This is a genomic window from Salmonella sp. SAL04214 (assembly GCF_046550615.1).
GTDB classification, from domain to species: domain Bacteria; phylum Pseudomonadota; class Gammaproteobacteria; order Enterobacterales; family Enterobacteriaceae; genus Salmonella; species Salmonella enterica.
In genome coordinates this window covers 33,147-55,772 of the sequence record NZ_JBGDXT010000002.1, presented here as the reverse complement: position 1 = coordinate 55,772, position 22,626 = coordinate 33,147, and the positions used below count along the sequence as shown (strand labels likewise).

Below are 22,626 nucleotides of genomic sequence, written 5' to 3'. Positions count from 1 at the left end.
ACGCTACCTCTTCTGAAACCTGTCTGTCCTTCCCTTCGCAGTGTATCATTCTGTTTAACGAGACTGTTTAAACGGAATAATCATGGATACCTTACGTATTGGCTTAGTTTCTATCTCCGACCGCGCTTCAAGCGGCGTTTACCAGGATAAAGGCATTCCTGCGCTTGAGGAGTGGCTCGCTTCTGCGCTGACCACGCCTTTCGAGGTCCAACGGCGCTTAATTCCTGATGAACAGGAAATTATCGAGCAAACGTTGTGTGAACTGGTTGATGAGATGAGCTGTCATCTGGTGCTGACCACTGGCGGTACCGGTCCGGCGCGTCGCGACGTCACGCCGGACGCGACCCTTGCCATCGCCGACCGTGAAATGCCAGGTTTTGGCGAACAGATGCGCCAGATCAGCCTGCGCTTTGTGCCGACCGCCATTCTTTCCCGCCAGGTGGGCGTTATCCGTAAACAGGCGTTAATTCTTAATCTGCCTGGACAGCCAAAATCGATCAAAGAAACGCTGGAAGGCGTAAAAGCGGACGATGGCAGCGTTAGCGTGCCGGGCATTTTTGCGAGCGTGCCGTATTGTATACAGCTGCTTGACGGGCCGTATGTCGAAACCGCGCCGGAAGTGGTTGCCGCTTTCCGTCCGAAGAGCGCCAGACGTGAGAATATGTCGTCCTGACCGGAAGATACTGATAGTAGGGTTATTCCTCCCGGTGCGGGAGGAATAAAAGAGATTTAGTGCGCCTCGCCGATTGGCAGAATAGTGCGGCCAAATTGCTCGTTTAGCACTTCACCCATCGCCAGATAAATAGCGCTGGCGCCGCAAACCAGACCAACCCAGCCTGCGATATGGATAATGGCTTCGTTACCGGTGATATTGCCGACCGCCAGCAGAGCGAACAGTACGGTCAGGCTCAGGAAAACAAATTGCAGCGCGCGGGCGGCTTTCAGCGTACCGAAGAACATAAACAGCGTGAACACGCCCCACAGACCTAAATAAGCGCCGAGTAGCTGAGCGTCAGGCGCATCCGTCAGGCCCATTTTCGGCATCAGCAGGATAGCGACCAGCGTCAGCCAGAACGAACCGTAAGAGGTAAAGGCCGTTAAACCAAAGGTATTGCCTTTTTTATACTCCAGCAGACCGGCAAAAATTTGCGCGATACCGCCGTAGAAAATCCCCATCGCCAGAATAATACCGTCCAGGGCGAAAAAACCGGCATTGTGCAGGTTAAGCAGAATGGTGGTCATGCCGAAGCCCATCAGGCCCAGCGGTGCCGGATTAGCCAACTTAGTGTTGCCCATAATTCCTCAAAATCATCATAATTGAATGGTGAAATAGTTTCCCAGAATAACGAGTTCCGTATTCGGGGCGCGGCATAATAATCAGGGGGAAGAGGACTGTCTATGATCTAATAAGGGGGAAAAGAAAATATTTCCCCCAGTGAGGGCATTCACGCCTGAACGGCTGCCATCATTCGTCGCAGGCAGGCTATTTGCAACACCGCCGGAATAGTCACGCGATACGCGCTGCCGCTCATCGCTTTGACGCCGTTTAACGCCGCGCCGACCGGGCCGCCAAGACCTGCGCCGCGCAGCAATCCGTGACCCAGGATGCTCATTGCGGCATGGGTACGCAAAATGCGGGTAAGCTGGGTGGAAAGCAGGTGGGAGACCCCTTTTGCCAGACTGCGATCTTTCATGAGCAGCGGCAGCAGTTCTTCCAGTTCAGAAACTTTGGCGTCTACGGCTTGCAGAAATTCCTGCTTATGCGCCGCGTCCATCTTCTGCCAGGTATGACGTAAAAAATGCTCCAGCAGTTGCTGTTCTATTTCAAACGTCGACATGCTTTTATCTGCTTTGAGTTTTAGCCGTTTTGCGACATCCAGCAGAATCGCGCGGTACTGTTTTCCGTGTCCGCGCAATTTGTTGGCGATACTGTCGCCGCCGTAATGCTGAAACTCGCCGGCAATGAGCTGCCAGTTACGGCGGTGTTGCTCCGGGTGACCTTCCATCGCTTTGAACAGCTCGTTATGACTAAGGACGCTCGACAAGCGAGCCTTGCCCTTTTCGTTATGCGTCAGCAAACGGGCGAAATCGGCGAGTTGTTCTTCGCTACAATGCTGAAGAAAGTCTAAATCCTCGTCGTGTAAATAGGTGACGTTCATTTTCAGTCTGGCTTTTGGAATAGAAATAACAGCGATTAATCGTCGCCAATGACTTTAAGTCTCGCCATATCGGAAGAATTTACCGTATGGCCTGAGAAGGTAATCTTTGATACGCAGCGTTTGTTGTCGTTATCGCTATTAATATTGATCCAGCCTGTTGTCTGGCCCTCTTTGATTGAGGAAGGGACGTTCAGGCTTTGGCTGGCGCTACGCGCAGTTTTAAAATAGACGGATGCGCCGCTAAGTTCGATGTCGCCGTGATCCGCCGTGAGTTGAATGCGCTTCACGATGCGGCAGACGGGAATTTTCAGCGTGAGATCGTTCGTTTCATTTCTGGGCATGGCAATAACACCCAGTATTTTATGGTCGTTCGCGTGCGCGACGCTACTTAACGCCAGGCCGAAAAGCAGGCCGGCGGAAATCGTTAACACAGATCGCATGAAATTTCTCTTTGACGGGTTCAATAAGCAATTACCGTCTATCATACTCTGCTCATGGCAACGATTCAGTTTTGTAATCTTTTCTTTTTATTACAATTTTTCTGTGAATAGTATTCGTTGTTTAATTTATTTCATGAATGTTTGTTTGCCTGGTTTTCCATCGCGCCCTCTCGTCACTAAAAAATTTTTTCATCTCCCCCTTGATGACGTGGGTTACGACCCCATCTTGTAGTCAACCGCAGTGGTGAGTCTGAAAAAAAACGATTCAGGGTAGTTGAAACCGCACGTTTCGCCCTTATTACAGATTCACAACCACATGATGACCGAATTTTTAGTGGAGACGTTTAGATGGGTAAAATTATTGGTATCGACCTGGGTACTACCAACTCTTGTGTAGCGATTATGGATGGAACGCAGGCACGCGTGCTGGAGAACGCCGAGGGCGATCGCACTACGCCTTCTATCATTGCTTATACCCAGGATGGTGAAACTCTGGTTGGTCAGCCGGCTAAACGTCAGGCAGTGACAAACCCGCAAAACACCCTGTTTGCGATTAAACGCCTGATTGGCCGCCGCTTCCAGGACGAAGAAGTTCAACGTGACGTTTCTATCATGCCGTACAAAATCATCGGCGCCGACAACGGCGACGCATGGCTTGATGTGAAAGGTCAGAAAATGGCGCCGCCGCAGATTTCTGCCGAAGTGCTGAAGAAAATGAAGAAAACGGCTGAAGATTATCTGGGCGAACCGGTAACTGAAGCGGTTATCACCGTACCGGCTTACTTTAACGATGCGCAGCGTCAGGCTACCAAAGATGCTGGTCGTATCGCGGGGCTGGAAGTTAAACGTATCATCAACGAACCGACTGCCGCAGCGCTGGCTTACGGTCTGGATAAAGAAGTCGGCAACCGTACTATCGCGGTTTACGACCTCGGTGGTGGTACTTTCGATATCTCTATTATCGAAATCGACGAAGTTGATGGCGAAAAAACCTTTGAAGTTCTGGCAACCAACGGTGATACCCACCTGGGTGGTGAAGACTTCGATACCCGCCTGATCAACTACCTCGTTGACGAGTTTAAGAAAGATCAGGGCATTGACCTGCGTAACGATCCGCTGGCCATGCAGCGCCTGAAAGAAGCCGCAGAAAAAGCCAAAATCGAGCTGTCTTCTGCGCAGCAGACCGACGTGAACCTGCCGTACATTACCGCAGATGCCACCGGTCCGAAACACATGAACATCAAAGTGACTCGTGCGAAACTGGAAAGCCTGGTTGAAGATCTGGTAAACCGTTCTATCGAGCCGCTGAAAGTCGCACTGCAGGACGCTGGCCTGTCCGTGTCTGATATCAACGACGTGATCCTCGTCGGCGGTCAGACCCGTATGCCAATGGTGCAGAAAAAAGTGGCTGAGTTCTTTGGTAAAGAGCCGCGTAAAGACGTTAACCCGGACGAAGCTGTGGCTATCGGCGCAGCGGTACAGGGCGGCGTATTGACCGGCGATGTGAAAGACGTACTGCTGCTGGACGTTACCCCGCTGTCTCTGGGTATCGAAACGATGGGTGGCGTGATGACTCCGCTTATCACCAAAAACACCACCATCCCGACCAAGCACAGCCAGGTGTTCTCTACTGCGGAAGACAACCAGTCTGCGGTAACCATCCATGTGCTACAGGGTGAGCGTAAACGTGCGTCTGATAACAAATCTCTGGGTCAGTTCAACCTGGATGGCATCAACCCGGCGCCGCGCGGTATGCCGCAGATCGAAGTTACCTTCGATATCGATGCTGACGGTATCCTGCACGTCTCCGCGAAAGACAAAAATAGCGGTAAAGAGCAGAAGATCACCATCAAGGCATCTTCTGGTCTGAACGAGGAAGAAATTCAGAAAATGGTTCGCGATGCAGAAGCGAACGCTGAATCCGACCGTAAGTTTGAAGAGCTGGTTCAGACCCGTAACCAGGGCGACCATCTGCTGCACAGCACCCGTAAGCAGGTCGAAGAAGCAGGCGATAAACTGCCGGCTGATGACAAAACCGCTATCGAGTCTGCCCTGAGCGCGCTGGAAACTGCCCTGAAAGGCGAAGATAAAGCCGCTATCGAAGCGAAAATGCAGGAACTGGCGCAGGTTTCCCAGAAACTGATGGAAATCGCTCAACAGCAACATGCGCAGCAGCAGGCTGGCTCCGCTGACGCTTCTGCAAACAACGCGAAAGATGACGACGTTGTCGACGCTGAGTTTGAAGAAGTAAAAGATAAAAAATAATCGCCCTTTGAACGGGTAATTACTGGCACGGGCGAAGAGGTTTCCTCTCCGCCCGTGCATGCATGTTAAGGGCAGATAAAAAGAGATGGCGAAAAGAGATTACTACGAGATTTTAGGCGTTTCCAAAACAGCGGAAGAGCGTGAAATCAAAAAGGCGTATAAGCGCCTGGCCATGAAATATCATCCGGACCGCAATCAGGGTGATAAAGAGGCCGAAGCTAAATTTAAAGAGATTAAAGAAGCCTATGAAGTGCTGACCGATGCGCAAAAACGCGCAGCCTACGATCAGTATGGTCACGCCGCGTTTGAACAAGGCGGTATGGGCGGCGGATTTGGCGGCGGCTTTAATGGCGGCGCTGATTTCAGTGATATCTTTGGTGACGTTTTTGGCGATATCTTTGGCGGCGGGCGTGGTCGCCAACGTGCGGCGCGTGGGGCTGATTTGCGTTATAACATGGATCTCACCCTGGAAGAAGCGGTGCGTGGCGTGACCAAAGAGATCCGTATTCCGACGCTGGAGGAGTGCGACGTTTGCCACGGCAGCGGCGCGAAAGCTGGCACGCAACCGCAAACCTGTCCGACCTGTCATGGTTCTGGTCAGGTACAGATGCGCCAGGGATTCTTTGCTGTACAGCAGACCTGCCCACACTGTCAGGGACGCGGTACGCTGATCAAAGATCCGTGCCATAAATGTCACGGTCATGGGCGTGTTGAAAAGAGTAAAACTCTGTCCGTTAAAATCCCGGCGGGCGTGGATACCGGCGATCGTATTCGTCTGGCAGGCGAGGGCGAAGCGGGCGAGCATGGCGCACCGGCAGGCGACTTGTACGTTCAGGTCCAGGTGAAACAACACCCTATTTTCGAGCGTGAAGGCAATAATCTTTATTGCGAAGTGCCGATCAACTTTGCGATGGCGGCGCTGGGCGGTGAAATTGAAGTGCCGACGTTAGATGGTCGCGTGATGCTGAAAGTACCGAGCGAAACACAAACGGGCAAGCTGTTCCGTATGCGCGGCAAAGGCGTGAAGTCCGTACGTGGTGGCGCGCAGGGCGATTTGCTGTGCCGTGTGGTGGTTGAAACGCCGGTCGGTCTGAGCGAAAAACAGAAGCAATTGCTAAAAGATCTTCAGGAAAGTTTTGGCGGCCCGACGGGAGAGAAAAACAGCCCGCGTTCAAAAAGCTTCTTTGACGGCGTGAAAAAATTCTTTGACGATTTGACTCGCTAATCTTTTTCCCGTTGTATTTTTCTTCAGCCCGGGTGTATATCCGGGCTTTTTTCTGCCTGTACGCGCCCAGGCCTCTGTTAAACGCATCGTATCCTCTCATTTGTTGATATTTTGTTTTTACTGATAAACAAATTGATGTTAATCAGCAGTTTTGTATACGCTTATTCTTTAAAAAAACGTGATGTGATGACATTAATGATTGCTTTTTTAGATGCTGTGAATTGATTTATCTTGAGTATTATCTATATTGCTTTTTTTAGTTTCCGGAGGCAGACAGCGAATGGGATCGAAAGGTGCCAACAAGAGCTTTGATTATAATTTAATCAAAATTCTTGACGCTGTTATTTTGTCAGGAAATGCGGCTATGGCGGCAAAAAAGTTAGGTATTACACCGGCTGCCGTTTCTCTGGCGTTAAAGCGCCTGCAGAGTTATTACCCGGAAGAACTGTTTAGCAGAGGGAAAGGCGGGCTCATCCCCACAGCTAAGGCTGTCGACATTCACCAAAATTTCAGTCAGGTGATGAAACTGGTGGATGACACCTTTCTCTGTAATAGTAAAAAAGATGAAGCGTTCCAGATAACGTTATTAGGCAGTGATATTGTTGAAAGCTATTATCTTTCTCAGCTCTATAATAGCGATATATTTGACCGTATTTTGATAAATCATTTCACTGTCAGAAATATGAGTCGGGAGCATATCAGCGAACTTCTGTTTACTGCGCAAGGCGATCTGTTGATTAGTGCCGAACCTTTGCTGGAGTCCGGCATAGAGAATCAAATTATTGATAGTTTTAAATCATTTGTTTGTATCTGTAGCAGTAAACACATGCTGAGTACCCTCTCACAACTGTCGCTACATCATTTTTATTCTTCGCGTCATGCGTTATATCAGCCGGGGATGGGGGCTTCAGTGATATATCATGATAGCGAATTATTTAAGGATGAGCTTTACTATACTGGCAGGCGTATTGTCGGCTATCGCAGTGATTCGCTTAACGGTTTGATGAGCATGATCGAACGAACCTCATTGATTGCATTGATGCCTTTGAAATTAGCGCTTTTTTATAAAAATCATCGTAAATATGACATTAAATTTATTCAGCCTCCGCCCGAACTGGCTTTGAAGTCAGTTCAGGTCTATGCATCCTGGAATAAAAATAGTAGAAATATATCGACGATTAATGAGATGGTAAGTATGTTACAAACGCTTTCCTCCTTCCGTCGCTAATACACCTCATTTTTACGCTTTGATTTAATATGGTTTTAAATGATGTGCTTTGATTTTCACCCGCCTGACAGGGCGCTTACACTCCTTGTGTTAATTATTCATTTATAATGATTTCGGAGTGTTAAAATGTCTATTCCCAACCATGTGTCGACAACGGAAGTTGTGCTATTGGAGCTAGAGATCTTACTCACTATTATTTCGATTGGCGCGTGGGGAGGCTTTGTCAGCTATCTTTTACGCAAAGATAAGACAGAATATAATAGTTCTCATGAAAGTATAAAATATTGCTTAACGCAGATCGTGATTTCTTGCTTCACCAGCTTCTTGTTAAGCGCGATTGCGATCGAAAAAGAATGCAGTTTCAACATTGTTCTGTTGGCGGCAGGCTTAGGCGGTGTTTTCGCGAGTCCGATCTTAAAAATTCTTGGGCGGCGGATTAAAAAAATTATCGAAGGAAATAATTCAGATTAATTATCATTCGCGGTATCAGGCTCATCCGTGAGCCTTTTACGCGTTTTTTTTCAGCCGGGTCTAGGTCACTCTATTCTTGATCCAGCCATAAATAAATTGTTCGTTATTGTGGTTTTTCTCAGCAACGTTTAAGTAGTACGTGCCCTGACTGCAATTGAGGGCTTTCACCAAAACGGCTTCCCCTTCCTGGCCTCGCCAGGCCAAATAATGTTCGAGAGCGGCAAGCGTCCGCGGGCCAATATTGCCATCCACATGAATATCCGGGTAGCGTTTACCTTCGTGATTAAAGACGTTCAACCAGCGTTGCAGCCACGCGCTAGGGTGGTAAGCGCCTATGTTGACTGCCGCATCGCACAGCTCGAAGGAGACTGGCCACGATAGCGTCGAGATGACGTCAAAACCTGGTTTTATCCAGTAATCCTCTTCAAGAATCGCGTAGGCTTCAGCGTGGGTCAGATCCCGCATATCGCCAGCATAGCCATGCGCTCGCGCCGTGGCTTCGGTAATGCCCCAATGGGTGGCGCCGCCTTTATCTTTAGGGTTAAATACGTAACCGCCTTCAAGCGCAATAATTCCATCTATAATTGGATTCATCTTCCCTTTCCTTCGCTTAGTGAATATGCAGATACATGAGAGAACCTAACGTTACTGAAAATACGGTCGTCAGGGCAGCGATGGTTTGCCGTACAATCTGTTTTTTTCTTCCCTTTGTTTCGCTATCCGTCGCGATAATGGCGATATCACTATTCACTTTGAGACCTTGTCTTGGAATGGTAATAAAAAGATCGTTAATACCAAGCGCTTTAAGGTCACGTCTGATTAAATAGAGAATCTGCGTTAGATTTGCATCATTAACATAGTGGCTTCGACTTCCCCATAACGCAGTGGTTATTTTTTGTCGCTCGATAATCTCCAGATGAGCATTCTCGATGATGAAACTGAGGCATTTGGCTCTCATCGCAGTCATTTTAATAACCTGTGAATTTGAGACCGTCCTTAGTTCATATTTACCTTCATTGTAAATGCAGTTGCTATTAATGATATAAGTTTTCATAACGTCTTCCTTTAGAAATGTACATCCTGGTTGTCTGTGGTGACTATATTGTATGAGAAATGTCTTAATCCAATAAATGTCACTGGTTTTATTGTATTGTCATTGTCTATAGCGAGTGTAATCACATTATTTCATTGAAATTAAATGATATTTAATTACATGATAAATGATATTTACTATGCTCTCACCAGAACGGACTAAGCGGGCGCTGAGAGATGTTGTTTTCTCTTCGACAGACGGTGTTGTTAACCTCATTTTTATGATTTTTATATCATCTAAAAAGATGATGTTTTGTGATTAGCTATTTTTTATGCCTGTAACGATTATGGACCCCGCAGAACGAGCTGCGACAATTTTGAAACGTAAAAGGAAATTTGAAAATGGCTACAAGCAAACTGATTCAAGGCGATACAATTACTGAAACTACTCATGCAGCGAATGGTTTTGACCCTGCAACAAGCGATGATAAAATAAGCTATACTTCCGCTCGTGTTGCGAAACCGGTATACAATAAATATAAAAATTCCACGACTAAACCGAAGGTATTCGGTTATTACACCGACTGGTCACAGTATGACAGCCGTCTGCAAGGCAATATGTCCGAACCAGGCCGTGGTTATGATTTAACCAACGTTTCACCGACGGCTTATGACAAACTGATTTTCGGCTTTGTTGGCATCACCGGTTTCAGAAAAATTGATAAAGAAGACCGCGACGTCGTAGCAGAAGCGGCAGCACAGTGCGGCAAAGTGAAATATGAACCGACCTTCCTCGATCCGTGGGGTGATTTCCAGTCTTATATCAACCTGGGTTTTGAAACCAGCGGCTGGGATGTTGATCCGAAAACCGTGACCCAGGCTAACGCCAAAGGTATGCTGGGCGCGCTGCGTGATATGCAGGCAAAAGCGAAAGCCGCAGGTCACACGCTGGCGCTCTCCATGAGTATCGGCGGCTGGAGCATGAGTAACGGGTTCCACGAAACCGCCGCTTCTGACTCTTCTCGTAAAACTTTCGCCAAAGGCGTGGTGAAACTGTTCAAACAGTTCCCGATGTTCAGCGAAGTGGATATTGACTGGGAATACCCGAACGATGAAGGGGCGGGCAACCCGTTTGGTCCGGAAGATGGCGCTAACTACGCGCTGCTGATTGCCGAACTGCGTAAACAGCTGGATTCCGCGGGTCTGAGCAATGTGAAAATCTCTATTGCCGCTTCTGCTGTCACTACTATTTTTGACTATGCGAAAGTAAAAGATCTGATGGCTGCTGGCCTGTATGGTATCAACCTGATGACCTATGACTTCTTCGGTACGCCGTGGGCGGAAACGCTGGGCCACCACACTAACCGCAAAGCGCTGGAAGAGGGCGGCTGGGCTGTCGAAACTATCGTTGATCACCTGCTGGCGGAAGGTTTCTCCGCTGACCGTATCAACATCGGTTATGCCGGCTATACCCGTAACGCTCGTCAGGTAGAAATTGAATCCCTGTCGCCGCTGAAAGGTTCTTACAACCCAGGTTCTGGCGTTACTACCGGTTCCTTCGAATCCGGCACCAGCGAATGGTATGACGTCATTTATAGCTACCTGGATCTGGAAAACCAGAAAGGCCGTAACGGTTTCAACGTTTACACCGACCAGGTCGCTGATGCTGACTACCTGTATAGCCCGGAATCCAAACTGTTTTTATCCCTGGATACGCCGCGTACCGTCAAAGCAAAAGGCGAATATGCAGCGAAACTGGGCCTGGGCGGCGTGTTTACCTGGACTATCGATCAGGACAACGGCGTGCTGGTTAACGCCGTGCGTGAAGGTCTGGGTTATGAAATCGAATCTGAAGTTATCGATATGGAACCGTTCTACTTTGAAGGTATCAATGTAGAAAAAGATGAAGAGCAGAGCGACAGCGACGACGCGCAGAAGGTCAACCACGCGCCGAAAGCGGCGATTGAACTGCTGGTCGTAGGCGGATCTACGGTACAGCTGTCTGGCGCAGGTTCTTCTGATGAAGATAACGATGAGCTGTCCTTTAGCTGGGGCGTGCCTTCTCAAATCACTGTGGCAGACAAAACGGCTGAAATCATTGAGGTTGTGGTACCGGAAGTTAGCGAAAAAACAGCCTTCCAGTTCACCCTGTTTGTACGCGACTGCTACAACGAACCGTCCTCTCAACAGCGCTTTGTTCTGACGGCTGTGCCTGCGCTATCTCAGGTTCAACCGGAACCGGAAGAGGAAGAAGAGATTATCGTTCCTGTACCGGACGAGGAAGAAGATACCACGCCGGCTGAGGATGATACGCCAGCAGATGACAAAACGTCACCTTACGCGCAGTGGGATGCTTCTACCGTTTATGGCGCAAACTGGGGTTCTTTCGAAATCGTTAGCTGGAAAGGCCATAACTATCAGGTGAAATGGTGGTCTATGGGCGACCAGCCTGACCTGAACTGCGGTGTCGGCGGTGCATGGACCGATCTTGGCGCTTACTAATACACGGCATTAAGCACGATGTATTGGGCTTCATGATTCAAGCCCCGGTTTACCGGGGCTTTTCTCCACCAGGGACAGAGGAAGAGCAGACCATGACCATTTCCATCCATGCCAGCGCATTTGACGTCAACAGCTGGTATCAAAAAATCACCTTAACCTTCATCAATGAGAGCGGTAATGCGGTCGATATGAACCATGCCGCAATATCATTCACGGCTTCCGGGCACATCGATCCATGGGGAAATAGCGGCGGTACGCTCAAAGGGAACCTGCCGCTTACGCTGAATGAGAGTTCGTATGGCACGCTGGAAACTAACAACATCATCATTAATAACAGCGATGCATTACTTCTTCAGCCGGGCGAACGCGGGACGCTCTCTTTCAGCCTCGCGGCGACGCAGGTGCCGGTAAAAATGTCCGCCATCACCTTGACGCTGGCGTCATCGTCATCCGAAGACACAGAGTCTGAAACCCCATCCGATCAGGAGACGCCAGCGATACCCGCCGCAGACGAACAACCCGCCGAACCCGATGTGCCGGAAAAGGACAATGACCTTCAGGAACGCGGCCTTACGCTTAACGTTAGCGAGTTGAATGCCGCGAGTTGGTATCAACGCGTCACCTTTACGCTGACCAACCTCTACGCTCAGGCGGTAGATCTCAATCAGCTTCAACTGAATTTTACGGCCAGCGCGCACCCCGATCCCTACAGTCCGTTTCAGGGAACAATGCTGGGGAATCAGGCCGTGACGCTGGCCAGCGATGGGGGATGGCCCATCGAGAAGAATACCATCACCATTAATCATGACGGCGCGCTGATGCTGGCGGCGGGGGATACCGCCGAATTACAGTGCTATCTGGCTGCCACGCAGATGCCAGTTGCCATCAGCGATTTGAGCGCGACGTTGGCCCATGACCCTGCCCGTCAGGGAAAAATTTGCGTTCATTTTCCTGCCATGACGCAGACCGTGGCGCTCAAACCGGCAATTGAGCTGCTGTTTCCTGCCGGCGAAACCCGGCGCTTTGTCGGTGAGTGGGGCGAGGTTCTGACAATAGGCGATCTTAGCGCAGGAACGTATCGGCTTACCGTACCGGTACTGGCGAATAATGAGATGCAAATCGCGCCAGTCGAGTCCTCTTTTACCGTTACGCTGCAATCCGGCGATGCCGCCGCGCAGGTCCAGGTATCCTGTCTGCCAATTGTCCGTTATGCCAGCGCGCGTCTGATGATTGACGCCCCTGCGCTTGGTAATGCGAAATTGACCGTTGATATCGCCGATGCTACGCAAGCGGATGAGCGTACTGTCACGCTTATCGCCAACCAACCGCAGTTAATCACCCGGCTACTGGCGGGGCACCATTATACGGTTAATCTGCAGCCAGCGATGATTAATAACCGCTTTATATCGGCCCCCATACAGCTTACGGGGTTTATCCCTGCTGCGGCGCAGGTTGCCGAGGTTGCTGTCGCTTACCAACAGTCAGCGCTCGACACGGCGAGTTTCGTGACGGTGGATGCCACTATACTGGGTCTGCCCGATGGCGTCGCGCCGCAGCGTTATCTGTTCAGCAGCGGTAAATATCAATACTCATTAATGCTGGAGAGCGGCAGCGATCGGCAGACGTTGGCATTACGCTTTGCGCCCGGGCTGTATGATGTTCAGACGGACGATATTTTCATCGACAGCGTGCCGTGGCGTTGTGAACAGGCCGGGCCGCTACGGTTGTTGCAAAAGGTCAACCATGTGGCGCTGGAGTTTCTGCCCGGCGTGACGCTACAGGTAAAAGGTTGGCCTGATTACCTTGCTCATGGCGGCGTGACGGTTAACGCGCCAGAGACGGTTTCTCTTTATCGCGATATACCGTTTAGCGCGTTGTTTAAATACGATGGTTTTGACGGCGGCGGCGATCCGGTTCCGGCCGCGGAGGTTGACGTGAACGGGGATGGTTTTCTGGATTACGCGACGTTACCGATCCATAAAACCGTTGCGCTGGTGCGCCAGATAGAAAAAGAAGCCGGGCGTAGCATCATGCCGGTAATGGTCATTTATACCGCGAATGCCAGCGGCGGTAGCGCGCTGGCGGATTTACAGGATGCGCAAAAGCTACGTAACCATTTTGGTAACTTTATTACCCAGTGTCTGGCGGCGCAGTCATACAAAGATGAGACGCATCCTGTCCCGGCCACCTTTGTGCTTAACCCGGATTTTCTCGGGGCACTACAGCAAGGACCGTATGGCTATACCGTAGTACGGCAAAAAAACAGTGTGCCGGTGAATGCCCAACTGGCGGCGGCGATACAAGCATTACCGGCGATGGCTGGCTTTATCGCGCCTTCGTTGCCGACGTTTAGCGACGATCTCTACGGCTATATTCAGGCGGTGAACTATCTTGTTCGTCAGTTTGCCCCGGATGTGGCTTTTGGCTGGCAGACGAATGTCTGGGCGACAGGAACGGCGGACTGGGTGCTGCGCGATACCGCTGATCCGGTAGCTGAAGGGCAGGCGATCGCCGGATTTATTCATGAACTGGGCGTTTATAGTGGAGAATATGCGCCGGACTTTATTGCGTTTGATAAATTTGAGCGTGACTGTTTCAGTCCTGATGCGCTTGCCCACTATGGCTGGAATGCGACATGCTGGCTTAATTACCTGGCGATGGTCAAACAGGTGACGAAAGCGCTGCTGACGCCCGCCATGCTGTGGCAAATCCCTGGCGGCCATATGCCTACAGTAGAAGAGGGCGTCAGTAAAGTCAGCGCTGCGCACTTTGCATCCGGCGGAACCTTTTTTATGGGTGACGCCCGTATTGGCAGCGATCCTGACACGCTCTCTTTGCAGCTACTCAATACGGCCTTAAATAGCGCGACTTACGGCGTCCCGACCGTCGGCGACTTTTTACGTAAAGATAAAGGGTATGACTGGGGCCAGATGCAGGCGCTGAACCTACCGGACTTTAACGTCTTTTCGATCTTATGGGGCGGTGGTTCTACTATCAGTATTACGACAATCCATTCTAACGGTGAAGACGGCGGCTGGCTGGCGGATAAAATGGTAGAGTATTATGCTGCTCCACGCTATTTCAGATAATATCACTGCTTATTTGCATTAATCTGGACTATTAGTTTGAGATTCGAAGGCGTGCTCTTTCGAATCTCTTTTCCTGCGCCCCCTGATCTCTCATTCTTTATGCGTAATTCGTTATTAATTTTCTGTAATCATTTTGTATTAAGAATTGTCTTAATCTTAAAAATATTGCGTATTAGTGCCTTGTGAATACAGAAATACTGCATAGCGATGTTATTTATTATTAATTTAAGTACTTTTTGAGAGGTTATACTGTGGCGCTACATTGAGTAGACAACCGTTAATGAAAAAAATGATGAACGACGCTTTTGCTAAAGATAATAATGAGAATTCATTACACTCTTTTCTTTTTTCTCAGCAGGCTAAACCTCACGCGGCGATTGATGCCTTATTTTCGGCCTTGTTGCCATTTGGTCAACCGTTTACGCTGGGTATCGGCGATGAGTTTTATTTACAGGCAAACGATGAACACTACATTGTATTACTGGAGTCAGGCGTTGTTTCTTTCTGTCATAATGACAAACGACTCCATATATCTTCATCGTTTGCGCCATCGGTCGTGGGTATGGTTGACAGCTATGGCGCTACCTATAACGTCCCCGCGCGACCGGAACACTTTTTGCTTGCAGAAACGGTTTGTACCGGTAGATTTGTTCGCCTGCCGGATTTTATAAAAATCGCCGATGAATGCGATTTGTGGCACGACGTGGCCCGTTGTCTGGCTTACCGTCTGATGGTGATGAGCGCGCGCGATCGTGAATTAGTCGGCGTCGATTCTTATCTGAAAGTTCGGGCGCTGCTGACTGAAATCTGGGCTTATCCACAGGCCTACCGGGAAAGCATTATCGTGTTGAATTTTATTCAACGGCGTACCGGGATATCGCGCAGTCGGACCATGAAGATTCTGTCTGAACTAAAAAAAGGCGGGTATATCCATATTGATAATGGGCGGCTGACGGCGCTCGGAAAACTGCCAGTGGCGTATTAATGTACTATACGCAACGATATATTTACATATCTCGACTGAATTTGCCTGATATCGTTAATAGAATGTTTTACTGAAGATTGTTATGAAGGCTATTTTTAAAAAGTCAATATGGCTAAAGGAGATAGGCCGAACGACTGGTGTAAAGTTAATATAAAACAAGAGGTTATGCCTGGTCCTATAAAACCAAATGTCGATGATTGCAACTTGCCGTTGGCTTGCTAATAATTAATAACATCGTTATCTCATTATAACGTAAAGATTAACTCACGACGTTGAGTGGCTGTTTTATTGCCTCTGACATTTATATCAGAACAAGAAGACACTTTTTTTCGCATAAGAAAAAGTCGTGATATTGCTGTGAAGAAATATCAGCAGCCGTTTCGTTAAAAAATGTGATTACCCTCATTTTTATATTTAAAAGGAGCTTGAATGAAAAAGCCTGTACTAGCATTAATGGTCTCTGCAATTGCCTTTGGCGGAATGTTGTCCACCGCGCAAGCGGATACTACAACCGTCACTGGCGGTACGGTAAATTTTGTTGGACAGGTCGTTGACGCCGCCTGTTCTGTTTCCGCTGACTCTGTCGATCAGACCGTGACATTAGGCCAGGTTCGCGCCAGTAAATTAACCGAGGCCGGTATGGTGGCGAATCAAAAAGAAGATTTCACCATTAAACTGGAAGACTGCGATACTCAGACCAGCCAGAATGCGGCGGTGATTTTTAATGGCCAACAGGACGCAAACCAGCCGGGGTCGCTGGCGAATACCGCTGGGGCAGGTTCGGCGACGAATGTGGCATTACAACTTTATGGACCAGATGGCCAGGCGCTGAATATCGGTGAATCGTCCAGTACTGTTACCTTGAACGATGGCGAAAACGTTATTCCGCTTAGCGTGGATTATATCGCTACCGGTACGGCGACTGCCGGTAATGTTACCGCGACGGCGACATTTAGCATGGTTTATTCCTGATTCCTTATCGGGATTTTTTTCTCGTCTGTTGGGAGGCGAGAAAGGGGAGTTACGCGCGTCACTGCGCGTAACAAACCGACGGCATCAGGATATTACGCAGATGAAAAAAAACGTACCGATTTTCCTTCGATTATTGCTACTGCTGTCGGCGGCCGGCCTGTCGTTTGCCGCGCAGGCGGGAGGCATTGCGCTGGGCGCGACCAGGGTGATTTATCCGCAGGGAAGTAAGCAAACCTCCTTGCCGATTATTAATTCTTCTGCCAGCAATGTTTTTTTAATTCAGTCATGGGTCGCCAATGCCGATGGTTCACGCTCGACGGATTTTATCATTACGCCGCCTCTCTTTGTGATCCAGCCTAAAAAAGAAAATATATTACGTATTATGTATGTCGGGCCGTCATTACCGACCGATCGCGAAAGCGTATTTTATTTAAACAGTAAAGCGATACCCTCTGTCGATAAAAATAAATTGACCGGCAACTCCCTGCAAATTGCGACGCAAAGCGTGATTAAGCTATTTATTCGCCCGAAAAATCTGGCGGAGGCGCCAGCTCATGCCCCGTCGACGCTTCGCTGCCGTAACGAGCGCGGCCAGCTAACGATTACTAACCCTTCGCCGTACTACGTTTCGATGGTTGAACTGTACAGCGCGGGGAAAAAACTGCCGAATACTATGGTACCGCCGAAAGGCGCGATCACTCTCCCGGCGACGCCCGGCCAGATATCTTTGCGCACGGTAAACGATTTTGGCGCAACGACGCCAGCACGCGTTTGTCCAGCTTCATGATGTTATGCGTAATCAGCTTTTCATGACGCGATATTACTCCAGCGTAACTAAACCCGTATTAACCCCGCTGGCGTTGGCTATCGCACTGGCGCCTGCGCCGGGGTGGGCGGAAAACTATTTCAACCCGGCATTTCTGTCTGACGACCCGTCTGCGGTGGCCGACTTATCGACCTTTTCCCGTAATGCCCAGGCGGCGGGGATGTATCGCGTTGACGTTTACCTGAACAATACGTTTCTCGCGACCAGAGACATTGCCTTCCAGGCGGTGAAAACGACGGGAAAAAGCGCGCCCACCGATGACAGCGGATTACGCGCCTGCCTGACGCCTGAAATGCTTAAAAATATGGGAGTAAACACCGGGGCGTTTCCACTGTTGGCGAAGGCGGCGGCGGGAAGTTGCCCGGATCTCGCCAGTGCGATACCGGCCGCCCGGACCCGCTTTGATTTTGCGCAGCAACGTCTCGACATTAGCATCCCGCAGGCGGCGATGGTTGCCAGCGCCAGAGGCTATATCCCACCGCAATACTGGGATGAAGGTATTAACGCGTTGCTATTGAATTACACCTTTACCGGCGCGAATAGTCAGGATCGGAGCCCAGGCGGCAGTGCGGAGAACAGCTATTTTCTTGGATTGAATAGCGGCCTTAATCTGGGGGCCTGGCGGTTACGCGACTACTCCACATGGAACGCGAATAGCGGCGATCAGAATAGCGACAGCGACTGGCAGCACATCAGTACTTATCTGGAACGTGATGTGGTCTTTTTGCAGGGAGAACTGGCGGCAGGCGATAGTTATACCCCCTCCGCATTATTCGACAGCCTTCCTTTTCGCGGGCTACAACTGGCGTCTGACGACAATATGTTGCCAGACAGCATGAAGGGCTTCGCGCCGACCATTCACGGCATTGCCAGAAGCAACGCGCAAGTGACCATTCGGCAAAACGGCTACATCATCAATCAGCGCTATGTGCCGCCCGGGGCATTTACTATTAATGATCTCTATCCCACCGCCGCCAGCGGCGATTTGACTGTGGAAGTCAAAGAGTCCGACGGTTCTATTAATCGCTATAACGTGCCCTATTCCGCCGTGCCGATTCTACAACGAGAAGGGCGGTTGAAGTATGCGGCGACGGTGGCGGAGTATCGTAGCGATAGTAGTCAAAAAGAGAAGGTGAAATTCAGTCAGGCGACCTTGATATGGGGGTTACCGCATGGTTTTACGCTGTATGGCGGAACACAACTTTCCAGTCATTATCACGCGCTGGCGATCGGCAGCGGCGCAAATCTGGGCGACTGGGGCGCGGTGTCGCTGGATGTCACCCAGGCTACCAGTACGCTGGCGGATAATAACACCTACCAGGGGCAATCGCTGCGTTTCCTGTATGCCAAATCGCTTGCACAGTCAGGAACCAATTTACAGCTTATGGGTTATCGCTATTCAACCTCGGGCTTTTATACGCTGGATGATACCACGTGGAAACGGATGAGCGGCTATGACGATGACAGTCGGACTGACAGCGATAAAAGCAGGCCGGAATGGGCGGATTATTACAACCTTTATTACACCAGGAGGGGAAAAGTACAACTCGATATCAATCAACAGCTAGGCGGGTTGGGATCGCTTTTTATTACCGGCAGTCAGCAAAGTTACTGGCACACTGATGAAAAGGATTCTTTGTTGCAGGTGGGATACAGCGATACGCTGGCGGGGATTGCATGGAGCGTTTCTTACAACAATAACAAATCCGCAGGCGATGCGGAGCGCGATCAAATTTTCGCGCTGAATATCTCGGTGCCGCTAAGTCAATGGCTGCAACACGATGATGAGGTCACGCGCCATCACAATGTTTACGCTACCTTTAGCACCAGTACGGACAAACAGCATAACGTTACGCAGAATGCGGGCCTTAGCGGCACACTGCTGGACGAAAACAATCTTAGTTACAACATACAGCAAGGCTATCAGAATCACGGTATTGGCGAAAGCGGCGCCGCCAGCCTGGAATACGATGGCGCGAAAGGCAACGCCAACATTGGCTATAACGTTAGCGATAACGGTGATTACCAGCAGGTGAACTATGGCCTGAGCGGCGGCCTGGTGGCGCACGCGCATGGAGTGACGCTAAGCCAGCCGCTGGGCAATACCAATATTTTGATTGCCGCGCCGGGCGCAGCCAACGTCGGCGTTGTCGACCAGCCGGGTATTCATACGGACGCGCGTGGCTATGCGGTGGTGCCGTATGCGACGACATATCGCCAAAACCGTATGGCGCTGGACGTTAACGCCATGGCTGATGATGTCGATATTGATGACGCGGTGACTCGCGTTGTGCCGACCGAAGGCGCGCTGGTTCTGGCCCGCTTTAAAGCGCGAGTCGGCGCGCGTGCCCTGGTAACGCTGAATCATAACGGTAAGCCTGTACCCTTTGGCGCAACGGTGACGGTGAATGATCGCCATGCGGAGGCGATTGTTGACGAGGCCGGGGAAGTCTATCTTTCCGGGTTGTCAGCGCAAGGCGTTCTGCACGTTCGCTGGGGGAACCTGCCGGATCAACAGTGTGTCGCGTCCTATCATCTCTCTTCCTCCCGTCAGATTCTGAGTCGACAACATGCGGAGTGTCATTAAATGAAAATACCTCTTTTATTTGCTCTGCTGGCGGGAAGTGTCGTATCGCAGTACGCCTTCGCAGACGTGTGTAAAAACGTTAACGGTGTACCTTCCAGTATTAATTACGATTTAACGACCACTCTGACGGCAGAACAAAACCAGGTGGGAAAGACGGTTCAACTGGAAAAAAGCCAGGAAGTTAATGTACAGGCGGTGTGCCCCGCCGGCGCGGCGACCTATAGCCAGACTTATCGCTCCTATGTGTCGCCATATCCGGTCGTAGAAACGAGCGGTAACTGGAAATATTTAAAGCTGGACCCGGACTACCTGGAAGGCGGAATGCGAATTGAGGATTCTTCGGCGGGAGATATCTATCCGCCAATGAACAATGTCCTGATGGGATATGATGAAAATGTGAAAGCGGGTCAACCGTTTTACGTTCGTGACTCAAATCTGGAGTTTCAGCTCAAAATTGTTAAACCGTTCGTCGGCACGGTGAATATTAGTCCTAAGACTATGTTCAATGTTTATGTCATGACCGCCGCAGGCGATCCGCTAACAGATGTCGTATACAGCATTCTTTATAGTGGAACGGTGACCGTACCGCAAAGCTGTGAAATCAACGCCGGACAAACGATTCTGGTGAATTTCGGCGCATTATACAGCGGCAATTTCAACCATGCAGGCCAAAAGCCGGAGGGGGTACGAGCGAAAAAATTCAGCGTACCGGTAAAGTGCAGCGGTCTGGATTCGCAGGTCAATTTAACAATGCGTCTTATCGCTACGCCGGATAGCCACTTTCCCCAGGCTATCGCTTCGGATAATGCCGATGTCGGCGTAGTGGTCGAAACCGATGAAGGAAACGCGCTTATCCCCAATGATGTACAGAGCGTCGCGCCTTTTATCACCGATAGCGCCGGACGCGCTAACATCACATTGCAGGCCTACCCGGTAAGTACAACAGGCGAAACGCCTGCGGAAGGGGCGTTTACCGCACTGGCCAGCCTGCGAGTGGACTTTGACTAAATGAACAGATCACACTGCGCTCTTTTTGCCATGGGACTAATGCTGTGTCCGCAAATCAATGCCAGCGCTGACGACCTCGCTTATAACCTCGAATTTACCGGCACTATTGTGGCGCAAACCTGCGACATAGATATTTCCAGCCTCAGTCAAAGTATTGATTTAGGCCAGTTTGCGGTTGGCGATTTTCCTTCGACAGGAACAACGACAAAATTTAAGCCCTTTAATATCAACCTCAAAAATTGTTCCCGAGGAATTGCCGGGGCGAAGATCTGGTTTACCGGCGAACCCGATCCGGACAATCCCGCGCTACTGGCGATAACCGATACCGGGATGGGAAGCGGAAACATGTTAGCAAGCGGGGTTGGGGTGGAAATTCTGAATGATGATCAGGATACCATCAGTATCAATAATGCCGACTCGGTGGTCTATCCGTTGAAAGCCGGACGCAACACGCTGTCTTTTTATATTCGCTATAAATCGACCCGGCCGACGGTCACGTCCGGGAACGCGACGGCGGTAATGTATTTCGATATGCAGTATGAATGAGGAGCCATCGTAATTATGCGTAACGATATCCTGTACGGCATCGGGATGCTGCTGGCGGCATCCGGCGTCCAGGCGCACGATGGCCGGGTCTATGTCTCCGGAACCATCACGGACAATACGTGTTCGCTCTCTCCTGGCTCGGAAAATATTAACGTGGCGATGGGCGCGGTTTCTCAACGGCAGTTTTATCGCGCAGGCGACGGTTCCGCATGGCAACCTTTTGCTATCGATTTACAGAACTGCGGCAGCACTGCCAGCGGCGTAACGGTCAGTTTTAGCGGTGCGGCGGACAGTCGTAATACGGATTTATTGGCGCTTACCGCAGGGGAAAGCGACGCTTCAGGCATTGGGATTGCGCTTTATGATCAAAATAAAACCTTAATCCCACTGGGACAGGAGAGTGATGTGGTGACGCTCAGTCCGGGTCAGGCGTCGGCGCATCTGCAATTTTATGCGCGTTATCTTGCCGATGGCGGCACGGTAACGCCCGGGGACGCCAATGCCTCCGCAACCTTCATTCTTGCCTATGAATAAGTTCTTTTTACGCTGCGCGATATATTGGTGCTTGCTTCCCATATCATGGGCGCAGGCTGGCGTGGTAATTGGCGGTACTCGCTTTATCTATCATGCGGGCGCCCCGGCATTAAGCGTACCGGTAAGTAACCATTCAGAAGCGTCCTGGTTAATTGATACGCATATTTTACCTGGTGGCCGCTGGCCTGGAACCAAAAACGAAGGGAATATCACGCCCTTCGTGGTCACGCCGCCATTATTTATGCTTTCAGCGCGCCAGGAAAACTCAATGCGGGTGGTTTATACCGGCGGACCGCTACCCGCCGACAGGGAAAGTCTGTTTACCTTGAGTATCGCCGCTATTCCCTCCGGTAAACCGGAAGCGAACCGTGTACAAATGGCGTTTCGTTCGGCTTTAAAATTGCTCTATCGCCCTGAGGGACTCGCCGGCAATCCGCAGCAGGCCTACCGGCATCTGATCTGGTCGCTTACCCCCGATGGCGCGACGGTACGCAATCCGACACCCTATTACGTTACGCTCTTTTTATTACGCGCTAACGAGCGCGCCCAGGACAACGCCGGGGTCGTGGCTCCCTTTGCAACGCGTCAAACGGACTGGTGCCGGCACACGGTTCGCTGCACTGTGCGCTGGCAAAGTATTAATGACTATGGGCGGGTAATGCCAGCGCAAACCGTGGATCTGACGCGTATTCATTAACCTATTTTTCAGGCGTCTCCCGATAGCGGGAGGCTTTCCGATCTTATCGAACGAGACTTT

The 22,626-nt window shown here is 50.2% G+C and carries 20 protein-coding genes; 15 read left to right on the top strand and 5 right to left on the bottom strand.

Annotation, left to right across the window (positions count from 1 at the left end):
* The first annotated feature begins 82 nt into the window (after positions 1-82).
* Positions 83-673, top strand: a complete 591-nt coding sequence (gene mog / locus ACLJQD_RS03450; protein WP_000380373.1) for a molybdopterin adenylyltransferase — start codon at positions 83-85, stop codon at positions 671-673.
* A gap of 56 nt (positions 674-729) precedes the next feature.
* Here the strand turns inward: mog and satP are convergent, their stop codons facing one another.
* The 3 genes from satP to ACLJQD_RS03435 all read right to left on the bottom strand — a co-directional run bounded on the left by satP (position 730) and on the right by ACLJQD_RS03435 (position 2,599).
* The gene (satP, locus tag ACLJQD_RS03445) at positions 730-1,296 is read right to left on the bottom strand and encodes an acetate uptake transporter (protein ID WP_000528525.1); all 567 of its coding nucleotides are present in this window, start codon (positions 1,294-1,296) and stop codon (positions 730-732) included.
* A 149-nt stretch (positions 1,297-1,445) separates the two neighbouring features.
* On the bottom strand, positions 1,446-2,159 hold the full coding sequence (gene msyB, locus ACLJQD_RS03440) for an acidic protein MsyB (protein ID WP_001103477.1): 714 nt from the start codon (positions 2,157-2,159) through the stop codon (positions 1,446-1,448).
* A 35-nt stretch (positions 2,160-2,194) separates the two neighbouring features.
* Entirely contained in the window at positions 2,195-2,599 is a 405-nt protein-coding gene (locus ACLJQD_RS03435; RefSeq protein WP_001258086.1) for a DUF2541 family protein, read from the bottom strand.
* A 348-nt stretch (positions 2,600-2,947) separates the two neighbouring features.
* Here ACLJQD_RS03435 and dnaK point away from each other — a divergent pair, with 348 nt between their 5' ends.
* From dnaK to ACLJQD_RS03415, 4 genes are all read left to right on the top strand, one after another.
* Positions 2,948-4,864 carry a molecular chaperone DnaK gene (gene dnaK / locus ACLJQD_RS03430; RefSeq protein WP_000516126.1) on the top strand — a complete coding sequence of 639 codons (1,917 nt, stop codon included), beginning with the start codon at positions 2,948-2,950 and terminating at the stop codon, positions 4,862-4,864.
* A gap of 85 nt (positions 4,865-4,949) precedes the next feature.
* Positions 4,950-6,089 carry a molecular chaperone DnaJ gene (gene dnaJ / locus ACLJQD_RS03425; protein ID WP_001119009.1) on the top strand — a complete coding sequence of 380 codons (1,140 nt, stop codon included), beginning with the start codon at positions 4,950-4,952 and terminating at the stop codon, positions 6,087-6,089.
* A 280-nt stretch (positions 6,090-6,369) separates the two neighbouring features.
* The gene (locus ACLJQD_RS03420) at positions 6,370-7,317 is read left to right on the top strand and encodes a LysR family transcriptional regulator (RefSeq protein WP_000534911.1); all 948 of its coding nucleotides are present in this window, start codon (positions 6,370-6,372) and stop codon (positions 7,315-7,317) included.
* Positions 7,318-7,443: 126 nt separating this feature from the next.
* Positions 7,444-7,788 (top strand): phage holin family protein, encoded by a 345-nt coding sequence (locus tag ACLJQD_RS03415; protein WP_000026889.1) that lies wholly within the window; start codon positions 7,444-7,446, stop codon positions 7,786-7,788.
* 60 nt (positions 7,789-7,848) lie between these two features.
* On the opposite strand, the gene ACLJQD_RS03410 is transcribed toward ACLJQD_RS03415, so the two are convergent.
* Complete coding sequence (locus tag ACLJQD_RS03410; protein ID WP_001068132.1) at positions 7,849-8,382, bottom strand: glycoside hydrolase family 108 protein; 534 nt, start codon at positions 8,380-8,382, stop codon at positions 7,849-7,851.
* A 16-nt stretch (positions 8,383-8,398) separates the two neighbouring features.
* The gene (locus tag ACLJQD_RS03405; protein WP_000860681.1) at positions 8,399-8,842 is read right to left on the bottom strand and encodes a transcriptional regulator; all 444 of its coding nucleotides are present in this window, start codon (positions 8,840-8,842) and stop codon (positions 8,399-8,401) included.
* 380 nt (positions 8,843-9,222) lie between these two features.
* On the opposite strand from ACLJQD_RS03405, the gene ACLJQD_RS03400 reads away from it, so the two are divergent.
* The 10 genes from ACLJQD_RS03400 to bcfG all read left to right on the top strand — a co-directional run bounded on the left by ACLJQD_RS03400 (position 9,223) and on the right by bcfG (position 22,566).
* Positions 9,223-11,322, top strand: a complete 2,100-nt coding sequence (locus tag ACLJQD_RS03400) for a glycosyl hydrolase family 18 protein (protein WP_017441778.1) — start codon at positions 9,223-9,225, stop codon at positions 11,320-11,322.
* A 92-nt stretch (positions 11,323-11,414) separates the two neighbouring features.
* A complete protein-coding gene (locus ACLJQD_RS03395) occupies positions 11,415-14,411 on the top strand; it encodes a hypothetical protein (RefSeq protein WP_017441779.1) in 2,997 nt (998 codons plus the stop codon).
* Positions 14,412-14,691: 280 nt separating this feature from the next.
* Positions 14,692-15,396, top strand: a complete 705-nt coding sequence (locus ACLJQD_RS03390) for a winged helix-turn-helix transcriptional regulator (RefSeq protein WP_000738619.1) — start codon at positions 14,692-14,694, stop codon at positions 15,394-15,396.
* Positions 15,397-15,825: 429 nt separating this feature from the next.
* Positions 15,826-16,368 carry a fimbrial protein BcfA gene (locus ACLJQD_RS03385; protein ID WP_000743357.1) on the top strand — a complete coding sequence of 181 codons (543 nt, stop codon included), beginning with the start codon at positions 15,826-15,828 and terminating at the stop codon, positions 16,366-16,368.
* A gap of 100 nt (positions 16,369-16,468) precedes the next feature.
* A complete protein-coding gene (gene bcfB / locus ACLJQD_RS03380) occupies positions 16,469-17,155 on the top strand; it encodes a fimbrial biogenesis chaperone BcfB (protein ID WP_017441780.1) in 687 nt (228 codons plus the stop codon).
* A gap of 4 nt (positions 17,156-17,159) precedes the next feature.
* The gene (gene bcfC / locus ACLJQD_RS03375; protein WP_017441781.1) at positions 17,160-19,781 is read left to right on the top strand and encodes a fimbrial usher BcfC; all 2,622 of its coding nucleotides are present in this window, start codon (positions 17,160-17,162) and stop codon (positions 19,779-19,781) included.
* Positions 19,782-20,789, top strand: coding sequence for a fimbrial protein BcfD (locus ACLJQD_RS03370; RefSeq protein ID WP_000701237.1), 1,008 nt, complete (start codon positions 19,782-19,784; stop codon positions 20,787-20,789).
* Positions 20,790-21,335, top strand: coding sequence for a fimbrial protein BcfE (locus tag ACLJQD_RS03365; protein WP_001082038.1), 546 nt, complete (start codon positions 20,790-20,792; stop codon positions 21,333-21,335).
* A gap of 15 nt (positions 21,336-21,350) precedes the next feature.
* Positions 21,351-21,869 carry a fimbrial protein BcfF gene (locus ACLJQD_RS03360; protein WP_001243234.1) on the top strand — a complete coding sequence of 173 codons (519 nt, stop codon included), beginning with the start codon at positions 21,351-21,353 and terminating at the stop codon, positions 21,867-21,869.
* Positions 21,835-22,566: a fimbrial chaperone BcfG gene (gene bcfG / locus ACLJQD_RS03355; RefSeq protein WP_001135034.1), complete on the top strand. Its 732-nt coding sequence runs from the start codon at positions 21,835-21,837 to the stop codon at positions 22,564-22,566. The genes ACLJQD_RS03360 and bcfG overlap by 35 nt, the downstream gene beginning before the upstream one ends.
* The last annotated feature ends 60 nt before the right edge of the window (positions 22,567-22,626 follow it).

What these genes read in the sequence shown, in the direction of transcription:
- mog (WP_000380373.1), top strand. Translation starts at nt 83, where the DNA reads ATGGATACCTTACGTATTGGCTTAGTTTCTATCTCCGACCGCGCTTCA.
- satP (WP_000528525.1), bottom strand. Translation starts at nt 1,296, where the DNA reads ATGGGCAACACTAAGTTGGCTAATCCGGCACCGCTGGGCCTGATGGGC.
- msyB (WP_001103477.1), bottom strand. Translation starts at nt 2,159, where the DNA reads ATGAACGTCACCTATTTACACGACGAGGATTTAGACTTTCTTCAGCAT.
- ACLJQD_RS03435 (WP_001258086.1), bottom strand. Translation starts at nt 2,599, where the DNA reads ATGCGATCTGTGTTAACGATTTCCGCCGGCCTGCTTTTCGGCCTGGCG.
- dnaK (WP_000516126.1), top strand. Translation starts at nt 2,948, where the DNA reads ATGGGTAAAATTATTGGTATCGACCTGGGTACTACCAACTCTTGTGTA.
- dnaJ (WP_001119009.1), top strand. Translation starts at nt 4,950, where the DNA reads ATGGCGAAAAGAGATTACTACGAGATTTTAGGCGTTTCCAAAACAGCG.
- ACLJQD_RS03420 (WP_000534911.1), top strand. Translation starts at nt 6,370, where the DNA reads ATGGGATCGAAAGGTGCCAACAAGAGCTTTGATTATAATTTAATCAAA.
- ACLJQD_RS03415 (WP_000026889.1), top strand. Translation starts at nt 7,444, where the DNA reads ATGTCTATTCCCAACCATGTGTCGACAACGGAAGTTGTGCTATTGGAG.
- ACLJQD_RS03410 (WP_001068132.1), bottom strand. Translation starts at nt 8,382, where the DNA reads ATGAATCCAATTATAGATGGAATTATTGCGCTTGAAGGCGGTTACGTA.
- ACLJQD_RS03405 (WP_000860681.1), bottom strand. Translation starts at nt 8,842, where the DNA reads ATGAAAACTTATATCATTAATAGCAACTGCATTTACAATGAAGGTAAA.
- ACLJQD_RS03400 (WP_017441778.1), top strand. Translation starts at nt 9,223, where the DNA reads ATGGCTACAAGCAAACTGATTCAAGGCGATACAATTACTGAAACTACT.
- ACLJQD_RS03395 (WP_017441779.1), top strand. Translation starts at nt 11,415, where the DNA reads ATGACCATTTCCATCCATGCCAGCGCATTTGACGTCAACAGCTGGTAT.
- ACLJQD_RS03390 (WP_000738619.1), top strand. Translation starts at nt 14,692, where the DNA reads ATGAAAAAAATGATGAACGACGCTTTTGCTAAAGATAATAATGAGAAT.
- ACLJQD_RS03385 (WP_000743357.1), top strand. Translation starts at nt 15,826, where the DNA reads ATGAAAAAGCCTGTACTAGCATTAATGGTCTCTGCAATTGCCTTTGGC.
- bcfB (WP_017441780.1), top strand. Translation starts at nt 16,469, where the DNA reads ATGAAAAAAAACGTACCGATTTTCCTTCGATTATTGCTACTGCTGTCG.
- bcfC (WP_017441781.1), top strand. Translation starts at nt 17,160, where the DNA reads ATGCGTAATCAGCTTTTCATGACGCGATATTACTCCAGCGTAACTAAA.
- ACLJQD_RS03370 (WP_000701237.1), top strand. Translation starts at nt 19,782, where the DNA reads ATGAAAATACCTCTTTTATTTGCTCTGCTGGCGGGAAGTGTCGTATCG.
- ACLJQD_RS03365 (WP_001082038.1), top strand. Translation starts at nt 20,790, where the DNA reads ATGAACAGATCACACTGCGCTCTTTTTGCCATGGGACTAATGCTGTGT.
- ACLJQD_RS03360 (WP_001243234.1), top strand. Translation starts at nt 21,351, where the DNA reads ATGCGTAACGATATCCTGTACGGCATCGGGATGCTGCTGGCGGCATCC.
- bcfG (WP_001135034.1), top strand. Translation starts at nt 21,835, where the DNA reads ATGCCTCCGCAACCTTCATTCTTGCCTATGAATAAGTTCTTTTTACGC.